Below are 19,999 nucleotides of genomic sequence, written 5' to 3'. Positions count from 1 at the left end.
TCGGTTGTCCAGATTTCCCGGTCTAGGCCAGGTGTTCGATCGGTTGAGCACGCAAGCTCATGCGCCCCCTCATCAGGTCGCGTCGGCGAAAGCCCGACACAGGCTCGTCAACGGCGGAAAAAGCAGGCGCCCCGAGGGGTATCCCTGCCCACGCCCACCCGCCGTTGTCACGGGGCAGAATGAAGACTAGCCGAGCGGCGGCAGGTTTCTAATAGAGTGGCTATGTGGGGGTAATAGGCTGGGACTTTCGGGGGCCGAGGTTCACTTGCCGCGCTGCATCCAGGCTGCGCCCAACCCACTCAGGCAGATGATGGCGATGCCCACCAGGCTGCTGGTTTCAGGTACCTGGCTGAAAATCACCAGCCCCAACAGCCCTGCGAAGACGATCTGACAGTAGCTGAACGGCGCCAGCAAGGCTGGGGCGGCGAAGCGGAAGGCTTGGGTCAGCAGCAGATGGGCGGTCATGCCGCAGCCGCCCAAGGCCAGCATCAGCAAGGCGTGATTCCAGTGCGGCAGTTGCCAGAAGAACGGCACCAGGGCACTGAGCACCAGGGTGTTGCACAGCCCGGCGTAAAAGTTGCTGGTGGTCGGGGAGTCATAGGCGGACAGCTTGCGGGTCAGCAATTGATAGAAGCAAAAACCCAGTGCCGAGCCCAGGGGGAAGAGGATCGCCGGCGTGAACATCGCCCCGCCCGGATGCACAACCATCAGCACGCCGATAAAGCCCATCACCACCGCCACCCATTGGCCGAGGGAGACACGCTCCTTTAGCAGTGGTGCCGAGAGCGCAGTGACCAGCACCGGAGCCAGGAAATTGACCGACGTCGCCTCGGCCAGCGGCAGATACTGCAAGCCTGCAGTGAACAGCAGGCTGGTGCTCAGCAGACTCAGGGCTCGCAGGGTCTGCAGCAGCGGCCGGCGGGTTCGCAGTACTGCCATGCCGGCTTTGGGCAGGAAGATCCCCGCCATCAGCAGGGTGTGCACCAGATAGCGCGCCCACACCACCATGACGATCGGGTACAAGCCACCGAGGAACTTCGACAGCGCATCGTGACTGGCGAACAGGAACGTTGCCACGACCACCAGGGCGATGCCGCGCAGCGGTTGGTTGACTCCGGACAGCGGGGTTCTGGAACTCATGGCGCTCTCGACGGCGCGCGTGGCAGGGCCGGCGCAGGTATGGGCGGATTCTAGAAGAGATGCACCGGGATGAGAAATCGGCGTGCACGGGTTTGTGTTCGCTGATCGACCGGATTTGCCAGTGTGGGTACCGCCTCCACCTGCTCCGGCCGGTTCGTGGGTAAACCCGCTTCTATAGGTATGCGGTGCAATTGAGAGCGACACCGAACCTGTGGGGCGAGTTCACCCGCCAAGCAAGCACCGCCGAGCTTCAGCCTTGCACGGGCACGACACTCCTGAGCCGCTGGCTCGCTGGCGCCGGCTTGCCATACAGGTAGCCCTGGAAATGCGAGCACCCTTCCGCCGCCAGGCGGCGCATCTGTTCAGGCGATTCCACCCCTTCGGCCGTGGTCTTGATCATCAGGCTGTTGGACAGTTCGGTGATGGCGCGAATGATCGACATCGCTTCGCGGCTGTCGCACATGTCATGGACGAACGACTTGTCGATCTTAATCCGGTCGAACGGAAACGAGCGTAAGTACCCGAGCGATGAATATCCCGTGCCGAAATCGTCGAGGGAAATCGACACCCCCAGATCCTTGAGCGCCCGCAGAGTGCGTACGTTTTCCTCGCTGTTGCCCAATAAAACCGACTCGGTGATCTCAAGTTCCAGCCGCTGCGCCGCCAACCCCGAATCGGCCAGGGCCAGGGCCACGGTCTGTACCAGGTTGGCGTTCTTGAACTGCACGGCGGACAGGTTCACCGATACCGTCTGGGTGCCTTCCCACGTGGCGGCTTCCTGGCAGGCCAGATTCAGGGCGCGGGTGCCGATCTCGTGGATCAGCCCGGTTTCCTCGGCGATGGGGATGAAGTCCATGGGCATGACCATGCCACGGGTGGGGTGCTCCCAGCGCAGCAGGGCTTCGTAGCCGGTGACGCTGTTGGTTTGCTGGTCCACCACTGGCTGGTAGTGCAACTGCAACTGCCCCAGGTGCAAGGCGGTGCGCAGGTCGGTCTCCACCAGACGGCGCTGGCGGGCAGCGACATCCATCTCGACGCTGAAGCATTCGTAGCGGTTACGGCCGTTGCGCTTGGCCTCGTACAGGGCCATGTCGGCATAGCTGAGCAGTTGCTCGGCCTGGCCATGATCGTCCGGCGCAAGGGCGATGCCAATGCTCACGCCCACCGAAAACTGATGCCCTTCGATGCGAAACGGCGGGCTGATCGCCTCGATCAGGCGTTGGGCGGTATGGCAGGCGGCCTCGCGGGTATCCAGCCCGGCCAGGACCACGGCGAACTCATCGCCGCCAAGCCGGGCCAGGGTATCGTGCTCGCGCAACTCGCGGCGCAGGCGCTTGCCCAGCGCGCGCAGCAGCTTGTCGCCGAAGGCGTGACCGAGGGAGTCGTTGATGTTCTTGAAGTTATCCAGGTCAAGGCACAGGGTCGCGGTCAACTTGCCGCTGTCCTGGCCGCGGCCCAGCGCCTGCTTGAGCCGCTCGCTGAACAGGGTGCGATTGGGCAAGCCGGTCAACGCATCATGGTGCGCCATGTAGTGGATCTGGGCGTGGGCCGCCAGTTCCTCGGTGGCATCCTCGGCCACGAACAGCACGTAGTCAGCCTGCCCTTCGCGGTTCTGGCTGAGCAACGTCCTGCTGCGCAAGGTGCGCAGGCCGAGCGCTGTGGCCACGCGACTCTCATCGGCATAACCCTTGACGCTGCGCGCGCCTCGGGCCAGCTGCTGGGTCAGGTACTGGGCAGCTTCAGGTGCCAGGCACTGCTCGGGCAACTGGCCGACCATGCATGTGCCCTGAGCGCCAAACAGCTGCTCGGCTTGCTGGTTGGCCAGCAGGATGCGCTGGCTGTCGAGGTCCTGGACGATGACACTGGCTGGGATGTTGGCGATCACCGAGTCGAGAAAACGCGACAGGTCGGCCATTTCCTGGCTGTACTGCTCGGCCAACTGCTTGGCCTGGCGCAGCTCGGCCTCCTGGCGCCGGTGCTCGGAGATGTCGCGGGTGGTCTTGGCGAACCCCACCAGTTGCCCTTGGTCGTCGTGCACCGCGTCGATCACCACATGGGCATGGAACGCCGATCCGTCCTTGCGCAGGCGCAGGCCGCTGGCCTCGAAGCGACCGGTGCGCCGGGCCTGCTCGAGGTTCTGCTGCGGCAGCCCCGCAGCACGTTCATCCTCGTGGTAGAACAGCGAATAATGCTTGCCGACAATCTCCTCGCTCGAATACCCCTTGGCCCGCTGCGCTCCGGGATTCCAGTTGGCCACCCTGCCATCGGGGGTCAATAGGTAGATGGCGTAATCCGCCACACTTTGGATCAACAGCCGGTACATGAGGTCGGGGCTGACTGGCGTCATGATTTACCCTATGGCAGCACGGAACATGCCGGCCTGTCAGGGCCGGATCGAAGTCATCAAAGTGCTGGCATTATGCCGTTATCCGGAAGCGTTTTGTGAAGTGCGTCACAAAAATTTATGGTCAGCTCAGTGGACGGGCGAGACCAGAAAGTTGAGCAGCGGCGGCTCATCGTCCAGGGCGATAACCCGCCAGGCACGGGGCAAGTCCGCCAGCACAGCGCGACAGAACGCCACCGCAGGCGGGTCTTGGGCGTAGCAGCGCAGCAGCCAGTCTCCTGTACCGCTGCATAGCAGTTGCTGGGCAATGGCCTTGCCGATGCCCTGGCGGCGATAGCGCTTGAGAATGAACAGGTCGGCGAGTTCCGTGGCCGCAAGCCCCGGCAGCTCACTGCGCTCGATCAGCACAAAGCCTGCGATGAAGCCATCGACCAAGATCACGCTGGCACTCCAGCCGGGCGATTGCCAATACCGGACCAGGTGTTCTTCGTGGATATAGAAGCGCCCGTCCACTTCGACGTCTTCGGCTTCCCAGTCGGAGGACTCGTAGGCGTAGAACTGGTAGAGGTTGCGGATCAGCTCGGCCTGATCGGCGGAGGTCTGGAGCAGTTGGAGGGGGGCGTGCATGGTGTGGCTCGGCGAAAAAGAGGTGGGATTCTAGCGAAGTTCGCGGGGCGCGTTGCGCCCCGGATTCCCCCTGGGAACTGGCGACAGCCTGCGGCGCAAGGCGATGCGGCCCTGGCCATCATCGTTCTTCCAGCACCGCCCTGCCCTTGACCGCTCGCGGCCCTTTCCAGGCCCAGAAGATCAGCCCTGGCAAGGGCACATACACCACGAAGACGACCCATAGCATCTTGCGTTCGGCACGCCGGTCGCTGCCGATGATGTGCCAGATGGCGACGATCTCCAGCAGGATGAGAATGGCCGCGACAATGATCCAGATCGTTCCGATTTCCATGAGCGTTCTCCCGTAAGCATGTACTGCATTGGGCGACGCTCAGGCGCAAGGGTTCAGTCGGATCCGTCAGGCTGGCTCAGGGCGTGGCACGCTCCAGGGCGGCCTTGAGCGCCGTGGCATCGGTGTACACCCGCTGCCCGGCGAGCACCCGGTGATCCAGTTGCAGCCACAGCACCTGACCCTCCCCGACGCCATAGCGGCTGGCCACCCGTCCCTCGCGGTCGAGCACCACGCGGTAGTTGTAATCGCGCATGGCGGGGATGGCGAACAGCTTGCCGATGATCGCGGGCATGCGCTGGATGTCAGCAAGGAACACAGCATGACGCGCTTGCAGATACCCCTTGGGTTGCTCGGCCAAGGCGGCCTTGACGAGCTTTGCGCCATCCATGTCGCGTGCCACCAGCAGGATGCGGGTGTCGGTATCGAGGCTGTAGGGCTGGTCGTATTGATCGAGCAGCGTCCAGGGTGCGAGCGTGTCGCCCGACTCCAGCGCCTGGGCCAGCAGTGGGAGCAGGCTCAGCAGCAATGCGGCGGCGTATTTCATCGGGGATTGTCCTCGAGGCGGTGGCTCAGCATAGCCCAGTGACCCTGCGCCCGCCATGCGTGCTCCGGTTGTCTTTCCCGCAGACTCCCAGCACACTCATCCGGCCAGCCAGGAAGCGGAGTCAGCAGTGTCCACGCCACGCCAGTTCAGCCAGAAAACCAGCACCAGCAACATGTTGAGGCTCAAGTCCACTGCCGGTAACGGTCAGATGCCCTATCGGGTCGACTTCGTCCTGCTCGAACACTTCTCCATGGCCAGCTTCACCGTGGCGATGGATGTGCTGGTGACGGCCAATCTGCTGCGCGCCGACAGCTTCCGTTTCACGCCGCTCTCGCCCAAGGGCGACCGGGTGCTGAGCGACCTGGGCCTAGAGCTGGTGGCCAGCGAACTGAACGCCGCCAGCCTCAAGGAGCTGGACCTGCTGGTGATCTGTGGCGGCTTGCGCACGCCGCTCAAGTACCCCGAACTCGACCGCATGCTCAGTGACTGCGCCGCCCATGGCATGGCGCTGGGCGGGCTGTGGAACGGCGCGTGGTTCCTCGGTCGCGCTGGCGTGCTCGACGACTACGGCTGCAGCATTCATCCAGAGCAGCGCGCCAGCCTTGCCGAGCGCAGCCCGCAAACCCGCCTGACACCGGCCAGCTTCACCCTCGACCGTGACCGCCTGACCGCCGCCAGCCCCAACGGCGCGATGGAATTGATGCTCGGCCTGGTCCGACGCCTGTATGGCGATGCGCTGGCCGAAGGGGTCGAGGAGATTCTCTCGTTCTCCGGCGCCCGCTATCGCCAGGTCGGGCCGGGGGCGAAGAAGTCCATGAGCCTGCATCTGCGCACCATCGTCGAACTGATGGAGAACAACCTTGAGGAAACCCTGAGCCTCGACCAGCTGGCCGCCTACAGCGGACGCTCGCGGCGCCAGATCGACCGCCTGTTCCAGGCGCAGCTCGGCACCTCGCCACGGCGCTACTACATGGAACTGCGCATCACCAAGAGCCGCCGCCTGCTGCAGTACTCCGACCTGTCAGTGATGGAAGTGGCGGTGGCCTGCGGCTTTGTCTCGGTGTCGCACTTCAGCAAGTGCTATGCGGCGTACTTCGGGTATCCACCCTCGCGCGAGCAACGGCTGGGCGAATGAGTTTCTGGGGCTGCTTTGCAGCCCCGAAGGCATGAATCAAGCGCGGATGTAGCGCAGCACCGCGTCACAGATCATCTGCTTGTGGCGCTGCTTGATCTGCTCGTCGGAGAGGTCGATCTGGAAGATCTCGCTGAAGGTGTGGCGATTGGATACCCGGTAGAAACAGAACGAGCTCATCAGCATGTGCAGGTCGATCACCTCGATACCGGCGCGGAACACGCCCTCCTCCACGCCCCGGCGCAAGGTGCGGCCCAACGCTTCAAGCACCAGACTGCTCATCTCGCGGATGACCGGCGATTGCTTGACGTACTCGCCGTAGTGGATGTTCTCGGTGCAGACGATGCGGACGAAATCCACGTTATGGTCGTGGTGGTCGAAGGTGAACTCCACCAGCCGCTCGATGGCCTGCACGGCCGGTAGAGACTCCAGGTCCAGGCTGTGCTCGGTCTTGCGGATATCGCCGTAGAGTTTGACCAGGCACTCGACGTACAGCTGCTCCTTGCTGCCGAAGTAGTAGTAGATCATGCGCTTGGAGGTGGCGGTGCGCTCGGCGATGGCGTCGACCCGCGCCCCGGCCAGACCTTGCTGGACGAACTCGTGAATGGCGGCCTGGAGGATATCCTCGCGGGTTTTTTCGGGGTTGTTCTTGCGCGACTTGCGCGGCCCTTCGATCTCAGGCTGGCCGAGATTGACTACCGAATCACTCATACCCACTCGCAGGCTGTTGTTTTCAATGGGGTGGGATTATCCGCGAGCGGGACGATGCAGGGAAGCGTGGTGTTGGTCGGGTGGTCAGGTTTGGGGGCCCTACCTGGTCTGGTGGGCCCTTGTCGAAGCACCGCAACCCAGAGTCATCACAGGACCGGTTTGCGCCCTGCCCCGCTGCGCGCCTTGGCCAGCGCCGCCAGGCGCACCGCCACGTTGGCCGCGCCGTACCCTGCGTAATCTCCCTTGCGCTGCAGGACCTCGAAGAAGAACCGCCCCTCGAACGGCTCGGTGTACACGTGGAACAGCTCCCCGCCCTGGGCATCGCGGTCATAGAGCACGTTGTAGTACGCCAGTTCGCTCAAGAACTCATCGTCGAAGTCGAAGCGCGCCGCCAGGTCGTCATAGTAGTTCAGCGGAATTTCCAGCAGCGGCACGCCGGCTTCCTTGGCCCGGGCCACCTCGGCAAAGATGTCGTCGCAGGCAAAGGCGATGTGGTGCACGCCCGAGCCACGGTAGCTCGAAAGCGCGTGGGCGATGGCGGTGTTGCGGTTTTCCGAGATGTTCAGCGGCAGCCGAAGCGTGGCGCAGGCGCTACGCAGGGCGCGGCTCTTGACCAGACCATAGGGGTCGGGCAACACCACCTCGTCGTCGGCGGCAAAATCGAACAGGCTCTTGTAAAACAGCACCCAGCTGTCCAGCGACTCGGCCGGCAGCGCCAGGGCCATGTGGTCGATGCGCTGCAGGCCGCCACTGGGAATGGCCTGCGGGTCGAGGCGAAAATCGCTGTCATAGATCGTCTGGCCCTCGCCCGCCTGCTCCACCAGATAGATCAGACTGCCGTCGGGGGCGCGCACAGCGGGGATCTCCCGCTCGTTGGGGCCGACCAATCCACGGAACGGTTGTCCTCGATAAGCGGTCGCCCGCCCCAGGGCGGCCTGGCCGTCGGTGACGCGCAGCGCCGTGGCACACAGCGATGGGCCATGGGCCTCGAAGAAGTTGTGGGCGAAGGAATAGGGTTCGGCATTGAGCACGATATTGATCTCGCCCTGGCGCAGCAGACGCACGTCCTTGCTGCGGTGCTGTCCGCTTTCGGCAAAGCCCAGGCGCTTGAGCCATGCGCCCAAATGCGCTCCGGTGGCCTCGTCCACCGCGAACTCGAGAAACTCAACGCCCTCGTAGCCGCTGGCCGGCGGCGGGTCGAACAACACGCCCGGCTCCACGGTGTGGGCTTGCTGGGCGAGCCGCACGCGGGTCTGCTCCTCCAGGTAAAGCAACGAGCGCAGGCCATCGGCGGCGTTCTGCCGGGGCGGGGCGGCGCGGAAACCGTCGTTGAAGATCTCCAGCGACAGTGGGCCGCGGTACCCCGTGGCCAGAATCGGGGCGAGAAAACCCGCCAGATCCATCTCACCCTGGCCAGGGAAGCAGCGGAAATGCCGGCTCCACTCCAGCACATCCATGGCCAGGATCGGGGCATCGGCCATCTGCACGAAGAAGATCTTCTCGCCAGGGATCTGGTGGATGCCACTCGGATCGCCCTTGAGCGACAGGGTGTGGAAGCTGTCGAGGATCACCCCCAGGGCCGGATGATCGGCCTGGCGCACCAAGTTCCATACCTGCTGGTAGGTATTGACGTGACGCCCCCACGCCAACGCTTCATAGCCAATGCGCAGCCCGCGCTGGCCGGCACGCTCGGCGAGCAGGCGCAGATCGTCCACCAGCAGCTGCTCATCGCCCAGGGCGTCGGCCTGGACGTTGCTGCACACCAGCACCAGGTCGGTGCCCAACTCCTGCATCAGGTCGAACTTGCGCTCGGCGCGGTCGAGGTTTTTCTGCAGGCGCTCGCGTCGGCAGCCCTCGAAGTCGCGAAACGGCTGGAACAGCGTGATCGCCAGGCCCAGATCGCGGCACAACTGACGGACTTCACGGGGGCTGCCGGCGTAATACAGAAGATCGTTCTCGAAGATCTCGACGCCGTCGAAGCCGGCAGCGGCAATGGCTTCGAGCTTTTCCGGCAATGTACCGCTCAAGGACACGGTGGCAATCGAACGCTGCATGGGGGAGTTCCTTGTTATTGGCGCGCCCCCCGAAGGTTGCGCGGGCTGACGGTCACAGGCCCGTGGGAGCCTGGCACGATCGATTATTCGCAGGTAAAGTCAGCCCCGCAATGCGTTTTGTACGAAACAGTTAGTTTTTGTTCGATTACCGAACAAAAGCGGTTTTGGCGAATTGATTCAGGTCTGCCCCTGGACAACCATGAATCCCCAGCAACGGCCCCTGCCCCCACGTTCAGCAGGTGTCGTGCTGACAGGCCCAGCGTCACGGCATAATAAATTCAATAACCGGGTACCGACCTATGCACACTTCCCTCGCCCTGCGACCCGCACCTGCTTGTTCGTCCCATCGGCATCAGTCATCGACTGATCACTCCTGAACAGCCTCCCGCTGACCTACAAGAACACCGGAGAAAACGATGGCCCACTCCAACTCCCAAGCCAAGAAAGCGACCGCCAGCGGGTGGATCGGCTCGGCACTCGAGTACTACGACTTCTTCATCTATGCCCAGGCTGCGGCACTGATCTTTCCGCAGATCTTCTTCCCCTCCACCGACCCGAAAATGGCCATCATCGCCTCGCTGGCGACCTACGGGGTCGGCTACCTGGCCCGCCCGCTGGGCGCCTTCGTACTCGGCCATTGGGGCGATACCCGCGGTCGCAAGAACGTCTTGTTGCTGTGCATGTTCCTGATGGGGCTGTCGACCATGGCCGTCGGCCTGCTGCCGACCTACCACGACATCGGCCTGCTGGCCCCGGCCCTTTTGGTGGTGCTGCGCCTGGTCCAAGGCTTCGCGGTGGCCGGCGAGATCTCCGGCGCCAGCTCGATGATCATGGAGCACGCCCCGTTCGGGCGGCGTGGCTACTACGCCAGTTACACCCTGCAAGGCGTGCAGGCCGGCCAGGTGATGGCGGCGGCGGTGTTCCTGCCGCTGGCTTATTTCATGCCTAGCGAGGCCTTCAATGAATGGGGCTGGCGTATTCCGTTCCTGATGAGCGCGCTGGTGCTGGTGGCCGGCTATTTCATCCGCAAGGAAGTCCACGAGACCCCGGCCTTCGTGCAGGAAGAACAGCAGGACAAAGTCGCCAAGTCGCCGATCAGTGAAGCCTTCCGACACAGCTGGAAATGCATGGTGCTGGTGGCCTTCATGGCGTTGATGAACGTGATTCCGGTGGTGGCAACCATCTTCGGCGCAGCCTACGCGGTACAACCGGCCTATGGCATCGGCTTCGACAAGAGCGTGTACCTGTGGATCCCGGTGGTGGGCAATATCGTCGCGGTGCTGGTGATCCCGTTCGTCGGCAACCTGTCGGACAAGATTGGCCGTCGCCCGACCATGATCGCCGGCTGCCTGGGCTCGGGCCTGCTGGCCTTCGTCTACCTCTATGCGATCAGCATCCAGAACGTGCCGCTGGCCTTTGGCGTGTCGATCCTGATGTGGGGCATGGTCTACCAGGGGTACAACGCGGTATTCCCAAGCTTCTACCCGGAGCTGTTCCAGACCCGCTATCGCGTCTCGGCCATGGCCATTGCGCAAAACATCGGCACCATGCTCACCGCCATGTTGCCCGCGCTGTTCGCCACCGTCGCCCCGCCCGGCTCGGACAACATTCCGCTGGTGGTCGGTAGCCTGGCGTTCTTCATCACCTGCCTGTGCGCCCTCGCCGCCTACATCGCGCCGGAAACCCACCGTCTGGCCATGGAAGACCTGGGCAACCCACAGGCCAGGCCCATGGACAAAGGCGCCTATGAAGCCAGCCGCAAAAGCAGTTTCCAGGCGGTGAGCCGCTGACACACACCCTGTGAGAGCGGCCTGAGCCGCGCAAAAAGCCCGCTCCCGCAGGGCCCAGCTGACCTTGTGGGAACGGGGTTCATAGAGGCTGCTGTCAGCCGTTGACGATGGTCTGAAGCCTCGCCCACAACTGCTCCACATGCGCCCGCTCGGTCGGTAGCGCCCCCACCGACACCCGCACCATCCAGCGCCCCTCCAGGGTCGCCGGGGTCACGTAGGCATCGCCGGAGCCATTGAGCCGATCCGCCCAGGCCCGGGTATGGGCATCCAACGCCTCCCCCTCCAGCCCCGGCGGGCAGTGACGAATGCACAACGTCTGCAGCTGCACCGGCGCCAACAACTGCCAGTGCGGTGCGGCCTCGATCTGCTCGGCCAGCCAGCGGGCGTTGTCCAGGTCCCGGCGCAGGCGCTGCTGCAGGGCCTCGACGCCTTCGCTGCGCAACATGAACCACAGCTTCAGCGCACGGAAACGCCGGCCCAGGGGGATACCCCAGTCGCGCAGGTTTTTCACCTGGCCATCGACTGCCGATTGCAGGTAGCTGGGGTTGGTGCTCATCACCCGGATCAGGTGTTGTGGATCACGCACGTAGTAGATCGAACAGTCGAACGCCACACCCAGCCACTTGTGGGCATTGACCACCACCGAGTCGGCCAACTCGATGCCATCCCACATCCAGCGGCACTCGGGCAGGATCATCGCCGAACCAGCCATGGCCGAGTCCACGTGCAGCCACAGCTTGTGCGCCTGAGTGATGGCGCCGATCGCCGCCAGCGGGTCGAGGGCCGTGGTGGCCGTTGTGCCGGTGGTGGCGACCACCGCGCAAGGCTGGTTGCCGGCTGCCAGGTCCTGCTCGATGGCAGCCTGCAGCGCCTCGGGGCGCATGGCGAAGCGTTCGTCGGTGGGGATCAGGCGGATGTTCTGGCGGCCAAAGCCGGCCAGCAGCGCAGCCTTGTCCACCGAGCTGTGGGCGTGGGCGCTGACATACACCACCAACGGTTTGGCCTGGGCCTGCAGGCCGCCGCGCACCAGGGCGTAGTCGGTGGCACGCTCGCGGGCGCAGATCAATGCCACCAGGGTGCTGGTCGAGGCGGTGTCCTGGATTACCCCGCTCCACTGTGCTGACAGCCCGAGCAGCTGGCGCAGCCAGTCCAGGGTGGTTTCCTCCAGTTCGCTCAGGGCCGGGCTCGATTGCCAGGACAGCCCCAGCACGCCCAGCCCGGTGCTGAGAAAATCACCCAGCACCGACGACAAGGTGCCGTTCGACGGGAAGTAGCCATAGAAGTTGGGGTGTTGCCAGTGGGACAGACCCGGCATCAGCAGCTTGTCGACATCGGCGAGTATGGCTTCGAACGGCTCACCTTGTTGTGGCGCCTCGCTGGGCAAGGCGGCCTTGAGGTAGCCAGGCTCGACCTGGGCCATGACCGGTCGCTCGGCGACGCTTTGGCGGTAGTCGGCGATCAGGTCGATCAATTGGTGGCCGTATTGGCGAAAGTCTTCCGGGTTCACGCGCAATCTCCTTGGGCTGCTGACGCTATGGACGACAGAGTCTAGGTGCGCCAGGCACTGCGAAGAACCCCGTTTCGCGCATAGGTGCTATGGCGAAGACGCATGCCCGCCCTGCACCCCAAACTGCGACTGCCGCCACAACTCGAAGACCCGGTTGCGCAGCCAGCGGTGTTCCGCCGAGGCCTGCAAACGCTGGTGCCAGACCACCCAATAGCGCTGGGTATGTTCGATGAAACCCAGGGGCCGCCAGGCCAGACGGTGCAGACGACACAGCTGGCGGGCGATGTGCTCGGGCACGGTCGCCAGCGCCTGGCCATTACCGATCACCTGCACCGTGGCAGAGAAGAACGGCACCTCCAGGCTGATCCGCCGCTGCAACCCCTGGGCACGCAAATGACGGTCGATGAAGCTGTCCTTGTCGCCGCCGCCGGAAATGCGCACATGCTTGAAGGCCAGGTAATCCTCCTGGTTCAAGCTCTGCTGGGCGGTCAGTGGGTGATCGTCGCGCATCAGGCACACTGCGCGGTCTTCCCCCAGCAGCCGGCCGTGCAGGTTGGGCGGAGACTCGTCGAACAAGGTAGTGGCCAGGTCGATCTCGCCGCTGGCCAACAAGGCGTACTGGCCGGCCTGCCAGGTGCGGTACTCCAAGGATACGCCCGGCGCCTCACGCTCCAAGGCGCTGACCAGCAGCGGCAGCATGTGTTCGGCCACGTAGTCCGAGGCGGCAATACAGAAGCGCCGCTCACAGCGCGCCGGATCGAAGGCGGCGGGTTGGCGCAGGGCGGCCAGCTCCTCCAACACCTGGCGCAGCGGCTCGACCAGCGACTCGGCATGCTCGCTGAGCACATAGCCGCGTCCTTGGCGGACCAGCAACGGGTCATCGAAGGCGTCACGCAGATGCGCCAGTTGCCGGCTCAAGGCCGACTGGCTGGTACCGAGGCGTTCGGCGGCGTGGCTGAGGTTCTTCAACTGCAGGAGGCAGTCGAGGGTACGCAGGTGAGCGAGGCTCAGGGAAGCGAAGGTGGGATGCATCGATGGGTGACTCCGGCGAGGGCCGTGCCCTCGGTCGCCGGACACCTCGGGAGGCCGAAGTGTCCGGCGATGGGGGCCCCGCTGATCAGTCAGTCAGGCCGACGTAGACGTTCTGCACGTCATCGTGGTTGTCGATCGCTTCCAGGAACGCCTCGACTTCGGCCAGGGCTTCTGCGCTCAGGCTGGCTGCGCTGACTGGGTTTTTCGGGGTATAGCCGATCTTGGCGGAGGTCACGGTGAAACCATGTTCTGGCAGGGCCTTCTGCACCGCATCCAGGTCGGTGGTGTCGGTGATGAACAGGGTCGAGCCCTCTTCCTCGCCTTCCTCGAAGTCCTGGGCGCCGGATTCGATGGCGGCCAGCTCAGGGTCGGCATCGCCGTTGGGAGTGGCTTCGATCAGGCCGACGTGGTTGAAGTCCCAGGCGACCGAACCACTGGAGCCGAGCTGGCCCTTGCGGAAGGCGACGCGGATTTCAGCGACGGTACGGTTGATGTTGTCGGTCAGGCACTCGACGATCAGCGGGACCTGGTGCGGGGCGAACCCTTCGTAGGTCACCGCGTGGTACTGCACGGCATCGCCGTCCAGGCCTGCGCCCTTGCGGATCGCGCGTTCCAGGGTCTCACGGGTCATCGAAGCCTTCTTGGCCTGCTCCACTGCCAGGCGCAGGCGCGGGTTCATGTCCGGATCGGCACCGGATTTGGCGGCGATCTGAATTTCTTTGGCCAGCTTGCCCATGATCTTGCCTTTGGCGTTGGCTGCGGCTTCTTTATGCTTGGCTTTCCACTGTGCGCCCATGTCGACTCTCTTTGTTTCAGCGGCCGGTTCAGGAAGCGACCGGCCAAAAGTGGGAGCAGTTTATACGCCCTCGCCTGCTTGATCGACAAGAAATCGCACAGCAACCGCAGAGCGGCTCCCCTGGCATCAAGCCTTGTCGGCCTTGCCCGCCGCCGCCGCGAACTTGGCCAGACGCACATCGAACCGCCGTGGCCGCACGCCGCGGTCCTCGGCGCGTTCCTTGCGGCGAATGGCATTGCGCACCATCAGCGAGCCCAGGTAACGGATCGGCTCCGGCGGGAAGTAACCGAGCGGCCCCTTGACCAACGGCGAGCGTGTCCACGGGTTGTCCAGGCCCAAGGCCAGCGAGGACAGAATCTGCCCGCCCATGTGGCACGGCCCGACACCGCTGCCCGAGTAGCCAAAGCCGTAGAACACGTTGCCCTGCCCGTCCAGCCGGCCAAAGAACGGCAAGCCGGTCACCGAGCGATCCGACGGTCCGTTCCAGCTGGCCGCCAAGGGCACGTTGGCCAACGCCGGGAAGAAATCCCCCAGGCTTTCACGCAGCAGGGGCTGGTAAGGCGAAGGCTGGTCGAACACTGGTAGCATGCGCCCGCCATAGGCGAACGTGTTGCCGCCCTTGCCCAGCATCAGTCGGCCATCGCTGGTGTTGTGGTAGTAGTGGACGAAAATCCGCGAGTCCAGGACGCTGACGCCACTGACCAGGCCGATCTCGCGCAGCAGCTCTGGACACGGCTCGGTGATGATCATGTCGCTGGAAACGATCGCCACACTGCGCTCGAACTGCGGGAAGGCCCGGGCCATCCAGGCATTGAGGCCCAGCACTACGCGATCTGCACGAATGGTCCCACGCGCCGTGCGCACCTGGGCCGGCGCACCATGCTCCAGCCCCGTCATGGCGGTGCCTTCGTGAATCCGCACACCCCGTTGTAGCGCGACCCGGCGCAGGCCACGCACCAGGCGGCCGGGCTGCACCGTGGCGGCGGCCGGTGAGTACCAGCCTTCCAGATGACGCTCAGAGCCTGCCAGACGTTGTACCTGTTCCAACGGCAGGCGCTGGAACGAATTGATCCCTTTTTGCTCCAGGGCCGCGATCACCGCATCGGTGCCTCCGACTTGGGCCTGGTTGGTCGCGGTGTACAAGGTGCCATCTAGGCGATAGTCGCACTGGATGCCGTTGGCCGCGCAAAACTCACCGATGGCGCTGATGCTGCGCTCCGACTCGCGCACCAGGCGCACTGCCTCCTGCACCCCGAACAGGCGTTCGAGGGTGAAGTATTTAGCCGACCACGACAGCGCGCATCCCCCGTTCCGGCCGCTTGCCCCGGCACCGCAGATGTCCGCCTCGATCAGCATCACATCCAGTTCGGGCGCCTGCTCCTTGAGCATCAGCGCCGTCCACAAGCCGGTGTAGCCTCCGCCGACGATGCACACGTCGCATCGCGCATCGCCGATCAGCGGCGGACACACCGCCTGATCTTCCGTGTCCAGGGCCTGTTGCAGCCAGAAGGGTCTCATGGGTCGCTTTCCTTTAGGTGCGCGCCGGCTTGATTGCCATTGCGGTGTTGGGTGCCACGTCATTGGCCGCAGCGACGCTGGCCGGGCGGCTGTTCCAGTGCGGCAGCAGGACCAGGGCCGAGAACAGCGCGGTGCCGGCGAAGATGATGAACACCGTGACGCTGTCGAAGTAGCCCGGCAGCAGGCCACCGAGCACTGCGCCCACCGAGCCGCAGCCGTTGACGAAACCGGCGGCGGTTGCGCCGGATTTGGCGGTACCGAAGTCGATGGCTGCCGCGCCGCTGATCATCGAGTCCGGCCCGTACAGGGTCAGGCCCATCACGAACAGCAAGCCGACCACCAACACCACGCTGCCGGTGTGCATGGCGCCCATGAACGCCGCCAGGGCGACCGTCAGCAGCACCAGGCTGATCACGCAGGCCGGCATGCGGCGCGCGCCGAACAGCTTATCCGAGGCCAGGCCGATAAGGATCGGCCCCAGCAGGCCGGCCAGCTCGAAGGCCGTCGGGATGATGGCCGCGCCGACCTTGCCCACCGATGGCATCTGCTCGAAGACGATCACTGGCCCCCACAGCAAGATCGCGTAACGGGCAGGTTTGAGCATGAAGTAGGCCAAGCCCAGGGTCAGCACAGTACGGTTGCGCAGGATTTCCTTCAAAGGCTCCCACACGCTGCCCAGGCTCGCGCCAGGGGCCATGCTCTGCGGCTCCGGCTCCACCGCCGGCAGCCCCACATCCTCAGGCTTGTTGCGCTGGAAGATGAAGAACAGAACGGCCACGCCCGCCACCACCGCGGCGCTGGAGAAGAACGCCGCGTGCCAGCTGCCGATCAGGGTGTAGGCCCACCACCCAGCGAACGGCGAAGCTACCAGGCCGCCGAAGGCATAGCAGGAACTCCACAGGCCCAGGACACGCCCACGCTGCACGGCCGGGAAGAAACTACCGATGTTCTTGCACAACCCCGCCCACCCGGTGGACTGCGCCAGGCCTTGGATCAACATGCAGGTGGCAAAGATCGGGAACGTGGCATAACTGCCCATCACCACGGCAGCGGCTGCGGAAATCAGCAAGCCGCCGAGCACCACCACGCGTGGCCCGAAGCGGTCGGCGAGCATGCCCCAGGTGAACTGGCCCACGGCATAGGCGGCCAGGTAGATACCGTCGAGGTTGGCCATGGCGGCCTTGTCGAGCATGAACGTCGGGTCCTCGCCGATGCCAAGCTTGGCGACCGAGAAGGCTTTGCGTGTGAAGTAGAAGGCGGCGTATGCCAGCCAGGTGATTGCGAAGATCTGGACGCGCCAGCGCTTCATGGCCGCTAGGGATTGATTCATTTGACTCTGACCTCTTGCTCAAGTGTGCCGGCAGAATGTGAAAAAACGCCTGTTTTGTTGTTGTGTTGCGCACTGCATGACGAGGAGGACCGTCACTGGTCAGATGGCACCGCAGATCGGGATGACCGGCTGATTACCATGGCCCCCGGTGATTGCTTGCAAAGCACCGTCGGACTGTCGGACATGGAACCAGTTGGTGACTGATAAATAAAATCGATTTATCGTATTTCACACATAAGCTCAGCTTGTAACGGAGTACGTCATGTCGGTCTCCCACGCTCAACTGAAGGCCTTTCACGCTGTCGCCCAGCACGGCAGCTTTACCCGCGCCGCCGAAAAACTCTTTCTGACCCAGCCGGCGGTCTCCGATCAGGTCCGCAAACTGGAGGAGCGTTATGGCGTGTTGCTGTTTCACCGCAACAAGCGCTCGGTCCAACTGACCGACCTGGGCGAGCGTCTGCTGGGCATCACCCAGCGCCTGTTTGCCTGCGAGACCGAGGCGGTGGAACTGCTGCAGGATTCCCGCGCCCTGCACACCGGCAGCCTGGTACTGGCCGTGGATGCCCCGGTACACGTGCTGCCGCAGATCGCCCGGTTCTGCCAGCGCTACCCGGGCATCCAGGTGAAGATCGAAACGGGCAACACCGACGAGTCTCTGGCCCGGCTGTTCAGCTACCAGGCCGACCTTGCCCTGCTCGGCCGCGATGTGGATGACGAGCGGTTGTTCTGCGTGCCCATGCGCCGCGACCCGATGGTCGCGTTCGTCTCCCACAACCACCCTTGGGCCAGCCGCGGCGCGATCCACCTGGCCGACCTGGACGACACGCCACTGGTGCTGCGTGAGCCCGGCTCGGTGACCCGCCAGACCCTCGAAGAAGAAATGCAGCGCGCCGGCCTGCGCATACGCTCGGCGATCCAGGTGGAGGGCCGTGAGGCGGCCCGCGAGGCGGTGGTGGTGGGGATCGGCGTGGGCGTGGTCTCAGCGGCCGAATTCGGTGCCGATGCACGGGTATGCGCCTTACCGATCCTTGATTGCCAACGGCACCTGACCGAGACGCTAGTCTGCCTGAGCGAGCAGCGCACTCGGCGGGTGGTGGCGACTTTCCTGCAGATGGTGCAGGAAGAACACTGACAATCGCGTTGGCCTGTTCCCAGGTAAGCCCGCGAACAGGTCGGGACAGGCAATAGCAGACGTTTAGCCGGCGGCAACGGCAATGGCATATGCTCAAGGCACCGTTGTTGCGCAGGGATTCACCGCATGCTGTATCGCCTTGCCGCCGACGCCTTGGTTCTGGTGCACCTGGCGTTCATCCTGCTGGTGCTGTTCGGCGGCCTGCTGGTCGTCAAATGGCGCGCGGCCCTGTTCATTCACCTACCCGCCCTGGCCTGGGGGCTGGCGGTGGAGGGCCTGCACCTGGCCTGCCCGTTGACCGGCTGGGAGAACCGCATGCGCGCCGCGGCCGGTGGGGCCGGCTACCAGGGTGGCTTCGTCGAGCACTACATCTGGCCGCTGATCTACCCCGCTGGATTGACGCCCCAGATCCAGACGCTGTTGGGGTTGTTCGTGCTGTTGCAGAACCTCGTCGTGTACAGCTACGTGATCCGGCGCTGGCGCCAATCTAGCGGGTAGCGACCACGAACAACCGTGGAAACGCCAACAGCACCTTGCCATCGGTCGAGGGCGGGTAGTCGCGCTGCATCGCTTGCAAGTACAACTGCAAAAAATCTTCCTGCTGCTGCGCGTCCAGGCGCGCCAAGTAGGGACGCAAGGCCGACCCTTTGAACCACTCGACCACAGCCTCTGCCCCGCCCACGAGCGGGTGGTGGTAGGTGGTGCGCCACACATCCACGCGGCTGCACAGCGGGCTGAGCAAGTCGTAGTAGAACGCCGCGTTGTGCCGGGGCGGCAGTGAGAAGTCGGCGAACAGGTCGGCCCAGGGGCCTTGGCTGGCGATCTCACGCAACTGGCGATGGGCAGGCTCGTCCAGGTTGTCGGGGGTTTGCACCGCCAGAGTACCGCCCTCGGTGAGCTGGCGAATCAGGTGCGGATAAAGGGTGCCATGGTCGGGCACCCATTGCAGCGAGGCATTGGCGAGAATCAGGTCCTGCGGCTCAGCGGCCGACCAGCTGGCGATATCGCCGACTTCACAGCGTACCTGCGGCACGCACAGGCGACGACGCTGGCGTGCCTTGTCGATCATGTCCGGGTCACTGTCCAACGCTACCACCATCGCATCGGGGTGCTGGCCGCGCAGCACTTCGGTGGAATTGCCCGGTCCGCAGCCCAAGTCGGTGGCATGGCGTACCGGCCGGGGGGGCACCGCGGCGAGCAGGTCACGCACGGCGCGGGTGCGCTCATCTTCGAACAGGGAATACTGCGTAGCGGACCAGGCCATGACGGGGCTCCTGCAAAAGGCTCAATGCCAAGAGCCTAGACTTCGGTCAGCGGGATGTCACCGGCACTGCCCTTGCCTTCGCGTCGCTCGCTCATCCAGTCATTGATTTGCTGACCGAACTGCGCCGGCGCCTTGCGCCCGAAACGCCGGGCCAGATCGAGGATGGTCTGCTGGGCCAGGGCTTCCTCCATGCGCTTCTGCGCTCCCATCATCACCGCATGGATCGCGCAGACACCCTCGGTGGCCCAGCCCGGCGGCGCGCCCTCGAACAGGACGCAGCGCTCGCGGATCTCGCGGCAATCGAAAATCTTCTTCGGTCCATCGATGGCGTGGACGATATCCAGCACGGTGATCTCATCGGACGGCCGCGCCAGTCGAAAACCGCCACGCACGCCTTCTGTAGCGGCCACAAGCCCTGCACGGGCGAGTTTGGTGAATACCTTGGCCAGGTACTCCTGGGGCACGCCTTGCAACTCGGCCAGGTCACGGACGCTGGACTCGCGGCTTTCACCACGCTCATCCACCAGAAACAGCAGGCAATGGATGCCGTATTCGACCCCGGCACTGTAAAGGGACATGTCAATCTCCGACCAATATTGTCGCAAATAGTACGCCTATGTGAATCGGCGAGCAAAATTTCGCGATGCCGTCCGTCTTGCCCATGAGCCTTGCAGCCCCTTTAAACCGAAGGTCCTAGCCAAACGGCAGAACGCACTCGCAGCGCCGTGCGCAAAAAAACCTTGCCGT

The 19,999-nt window shown here is 64.2% G+C and carries 18 protein-coding genes; 4 read left to right on the top strand and 14 right to left on the bottom strand.

All coding sequences use genetic code 11. The annotated features are described in order from the left end of the window. Positions 1-261 precede the first annotated feature (261 nt). From J5X93_RS10940 to J5X93_RS10920, 5 genes are all read right to left on the bottom strand, one after another. Positions 262-1,140, bottom strand: a complete 879-nt coding sequence (locus J5X93_RS10940) for a DMT family transporter (protein WP_182940985.1) — start codon at positions 1,138-1,140, stop codon at positions 262-264. A gap of 250 nt (positions 1,141-1,390) precedes the next feature. Further along, positions 1,391-3,487 carry a sensor domain-containing protein gene (locus J5X93_RS10935; protein WP_232092029.1) on the bottom strand — a complete coding sequence of 699 codons (2,097 nt, stop codon included), beginning with the start codon at positions 3,485-3,487 and terminating at the stop codon, positions 1,391-1,393. Positions 3,488-3,613: 126 nt separating this feature from the next. Beyond that, positions 3,614-4,111, bottom strand: coding sequence for a GNAT family N-acetyltransferase (locus J5X93_RS10930; RefSeq protein ID WP_182940988.1), 498 nt, complete (start codon positions 4,109-4,111; stop codon positions 3,614-3,616). A gap of 118 nt (positions 4,112-4,229) precedes the next feature. Beyond that, positions 4,230-4,442 (bottom strand): PLDc N-terminal domain-containing protein, encoded by a 213-nt coding sequence (locus tag J5X93_RS10925; protein WP_043213707.1) that lies wholly within the window; start codon positions 4,440-4,442, stop codon positions 4,230-4,232. Positions 4,443-4,518: 76 nt separating this feature from the next. Next, positions 4,519-4,986, bottom strand: a complete 468-nt coding sequence (locus J5X93_RS10920; RefSeq protein ID WP_043213709.1) for a hypothetical protein — start codon at positions 4,984-4,986, stop codon at positions 4,519-4,521. Positions 4,987-5,113: 127 nt separating this feature from the next. Between J5X93_RS10920 and J5X93_RS10915 the strand changes: the two genes are divergently transcribed. Further along, a complete protein-coding gene (locus J5X93_RS10915) occupies positions 5,114-6,121 on the top strand; it encodes a GlxA family transcriptional regulator (RefSeq protein WP_043213714.1) in 1,008 nt (335 codons plus the stop codon). A gap of 36 nt (positions 6,122-6,157) precedes the next feature. Here J5X93_RS10915 and J5X93_RS10910 read toward each other — a convergent pair whose 3' ends face one another. Together J5X93_RS10910 and quiC are read right to left on the bottom strand one after the other, a co-directional pair. After that, complete coding sequence (locus J5X93_RS10910; RefSeq protein ID WP_043213716.1) at positions 6,158-6,829, bottom strand: TetR/AcrR family transcriptional regulator; 672 nt, start codon at positions 6,827-6,829, stop codon at positions 6,158-6,160. 146 nt (positions 6,830-6,975) lie between these two features. Continuing rightward, positions 6,976-8,883 carry a 3-dehydroshikimate dehydratase QuiC gene (quiC, locus tag J5X93_RS10905; protein ID WP_182940991.1) on the bottom strand — a complete coding sequence of 636 codons (1,908 nt, stop codon included), beginning with the start codon at positions 8,881-8,883 and terminating at the stop codon, positions 6,976-6,978. Between the two features lie 416 nt (positions 8,884-9,299). Between quiC and J5X93_RS10900 the strand changes: the two genes are divergently transcribed. Next, positions 9,300-10,673, top strand: a complete 1,374-nt coding sequence (locus tag J5X93_RS10900) for an MFS transporter (protein ID WP_070575361.1) — start codon at positions 9,300-9,302, stop codon at positions 10,671-10,673. Between the two features lie 94 nt (positions 10,674-10,767). On the opposite strand, the gene J5X93_RS10895 is transcribed toward J5X93_RS10900, so the two are convergent. The 5 genes from J5X93_RS10895 to J5X93_RS10875 form a co-directional block, all read right to left on the bottom strand. Beyond that, complete coding sequence (locus J5X93_RS10895) at positions 10,768-12,180, bottom strand: DOPA decarboxylase (protein ID WP_090342208.1); 1,413 nt, start codon at positions 12,178-12,180, stop codon at positions 10,768-10,770. A gap of 87 nt (positions 12,181-12,267) precedes the next feature. After that, positions 12,268-13,212 carry a LysR family transcriptional regulator gene (locus tag J5X93_RS10890; protein WP_043212743.1) on the bottom strand — a complete coding sequence of 315 codons (945 nt, stop codon included), beginning with the start codon at positions 13,210-13,212 and terminating at the stop codon, positions 12,268-12,270. Between the two features lie 85 nt (positions 13,213-13,297). Then, positions 13,298-14,008, bottom strand: a complete 711-nt coding sequence (locus J5X93_RS10885; RefSeq protein WP_043212740.1) for a YebC/PmpR family DNA-binding transcriptional regulator — start codon at positions 14,006-14,008, stop codon at positions 13,298-13,300. A 126-nt stretch (positions 14,009-14,134) separates the two neighbouring features. Further along, positions 14,135-15,526 carry an FAD-dependent oxidoreductase gene (locus tag J5X93_RS10880; RefSeq protein WP_182940994.1) on the bottom strand — a complete coding sequence of 464 codons (1,392 nt, stop codon included), beginning with the start codon at positions 15,524-15,526 and terminating at the stop codon, positions 14,135-14,137. Between the two features lie 13 nt (positions 15,527-15,539). After that, entirely contained in the window at positions 15,540-16,856 is a 1,317-nt protein-coding gene (locus tag J5X93_RS10875) for an MFS transporter (RefSeq protein ID WP_043212738.1), read from the bottom strand. Positions 16,857-17,118: 262 nt separating this feature from the next. On the opposite strand from J5X93_RS10875, the gene J5X93_RS10870 reads away from it, so the two are divergent. Then, entirely contained in the window at positions 17,119-17,988 is an 870-nt protein-coding gene (locus J5X93_RS10870; RefSeq protein WP_043212735.1) for a LysR substrate-binding domain-containing protein, read from the top strand. Positions 17,989-18,114: 126 nt separating this feature from the next. Beyond that, entirely contained in the window at positions 18,115-18,486 is a 372-nt protein-coding gene (locus tag J5X93_RS10865; protein WP_182940997.1) for a DUF2784 domain-containing protein, read from the top strand. Here the strand turns inward: J5X93_RS10865 and tam are convergent. Both tam and J5X93_RS10855 read right to left on the bottom strand, forming a co-directional pair. Then, positions 18,476-19,252: a trans-aconitate 2-methyltransferase gene (gene tam / locus J5X93_RS10860; protein WP_102082324.1), complete on the bottom strand. Its 777-nt coding sequence runs from the start codon at positions 19,250-19,252 to the stop codon at positions 18,476-18,478. The two genes, J5X93_RS10865 and tam, sit on opposite strands and share 11 nt — an antisense overlap. A 35-nt stretch (positions 19,253-19,287) precedes the next feature. After that, on the bottom strand, positions 19,288-19,830 hold the full coding sequence (locus J5X93_RS10855) for an RrF2 family transcriptional regulator (protein WP_043212729.1): 543 nt from the start codon (positions 19,828-19,830) through the stop codon (positions 19,288-19,290). Positions 19,831-19,999 lie beyond the last annotated feature (169 nt).

The sequence above is a fragment of the Pseudomonas sp. BYT-1 genome, assembly GCF_023611805.1.
GTDB classification, from domain to species: Bacteria; Pseudomonadota; Gammaproteobacteria; order Pseudomonadales; family Pseudomonadaceae; genus Aquipseudomonas; species Aquipseudomonas guariconensis.
This window is presented reverse-complemented; position numbering and strand designations above follow the sequence as displayed.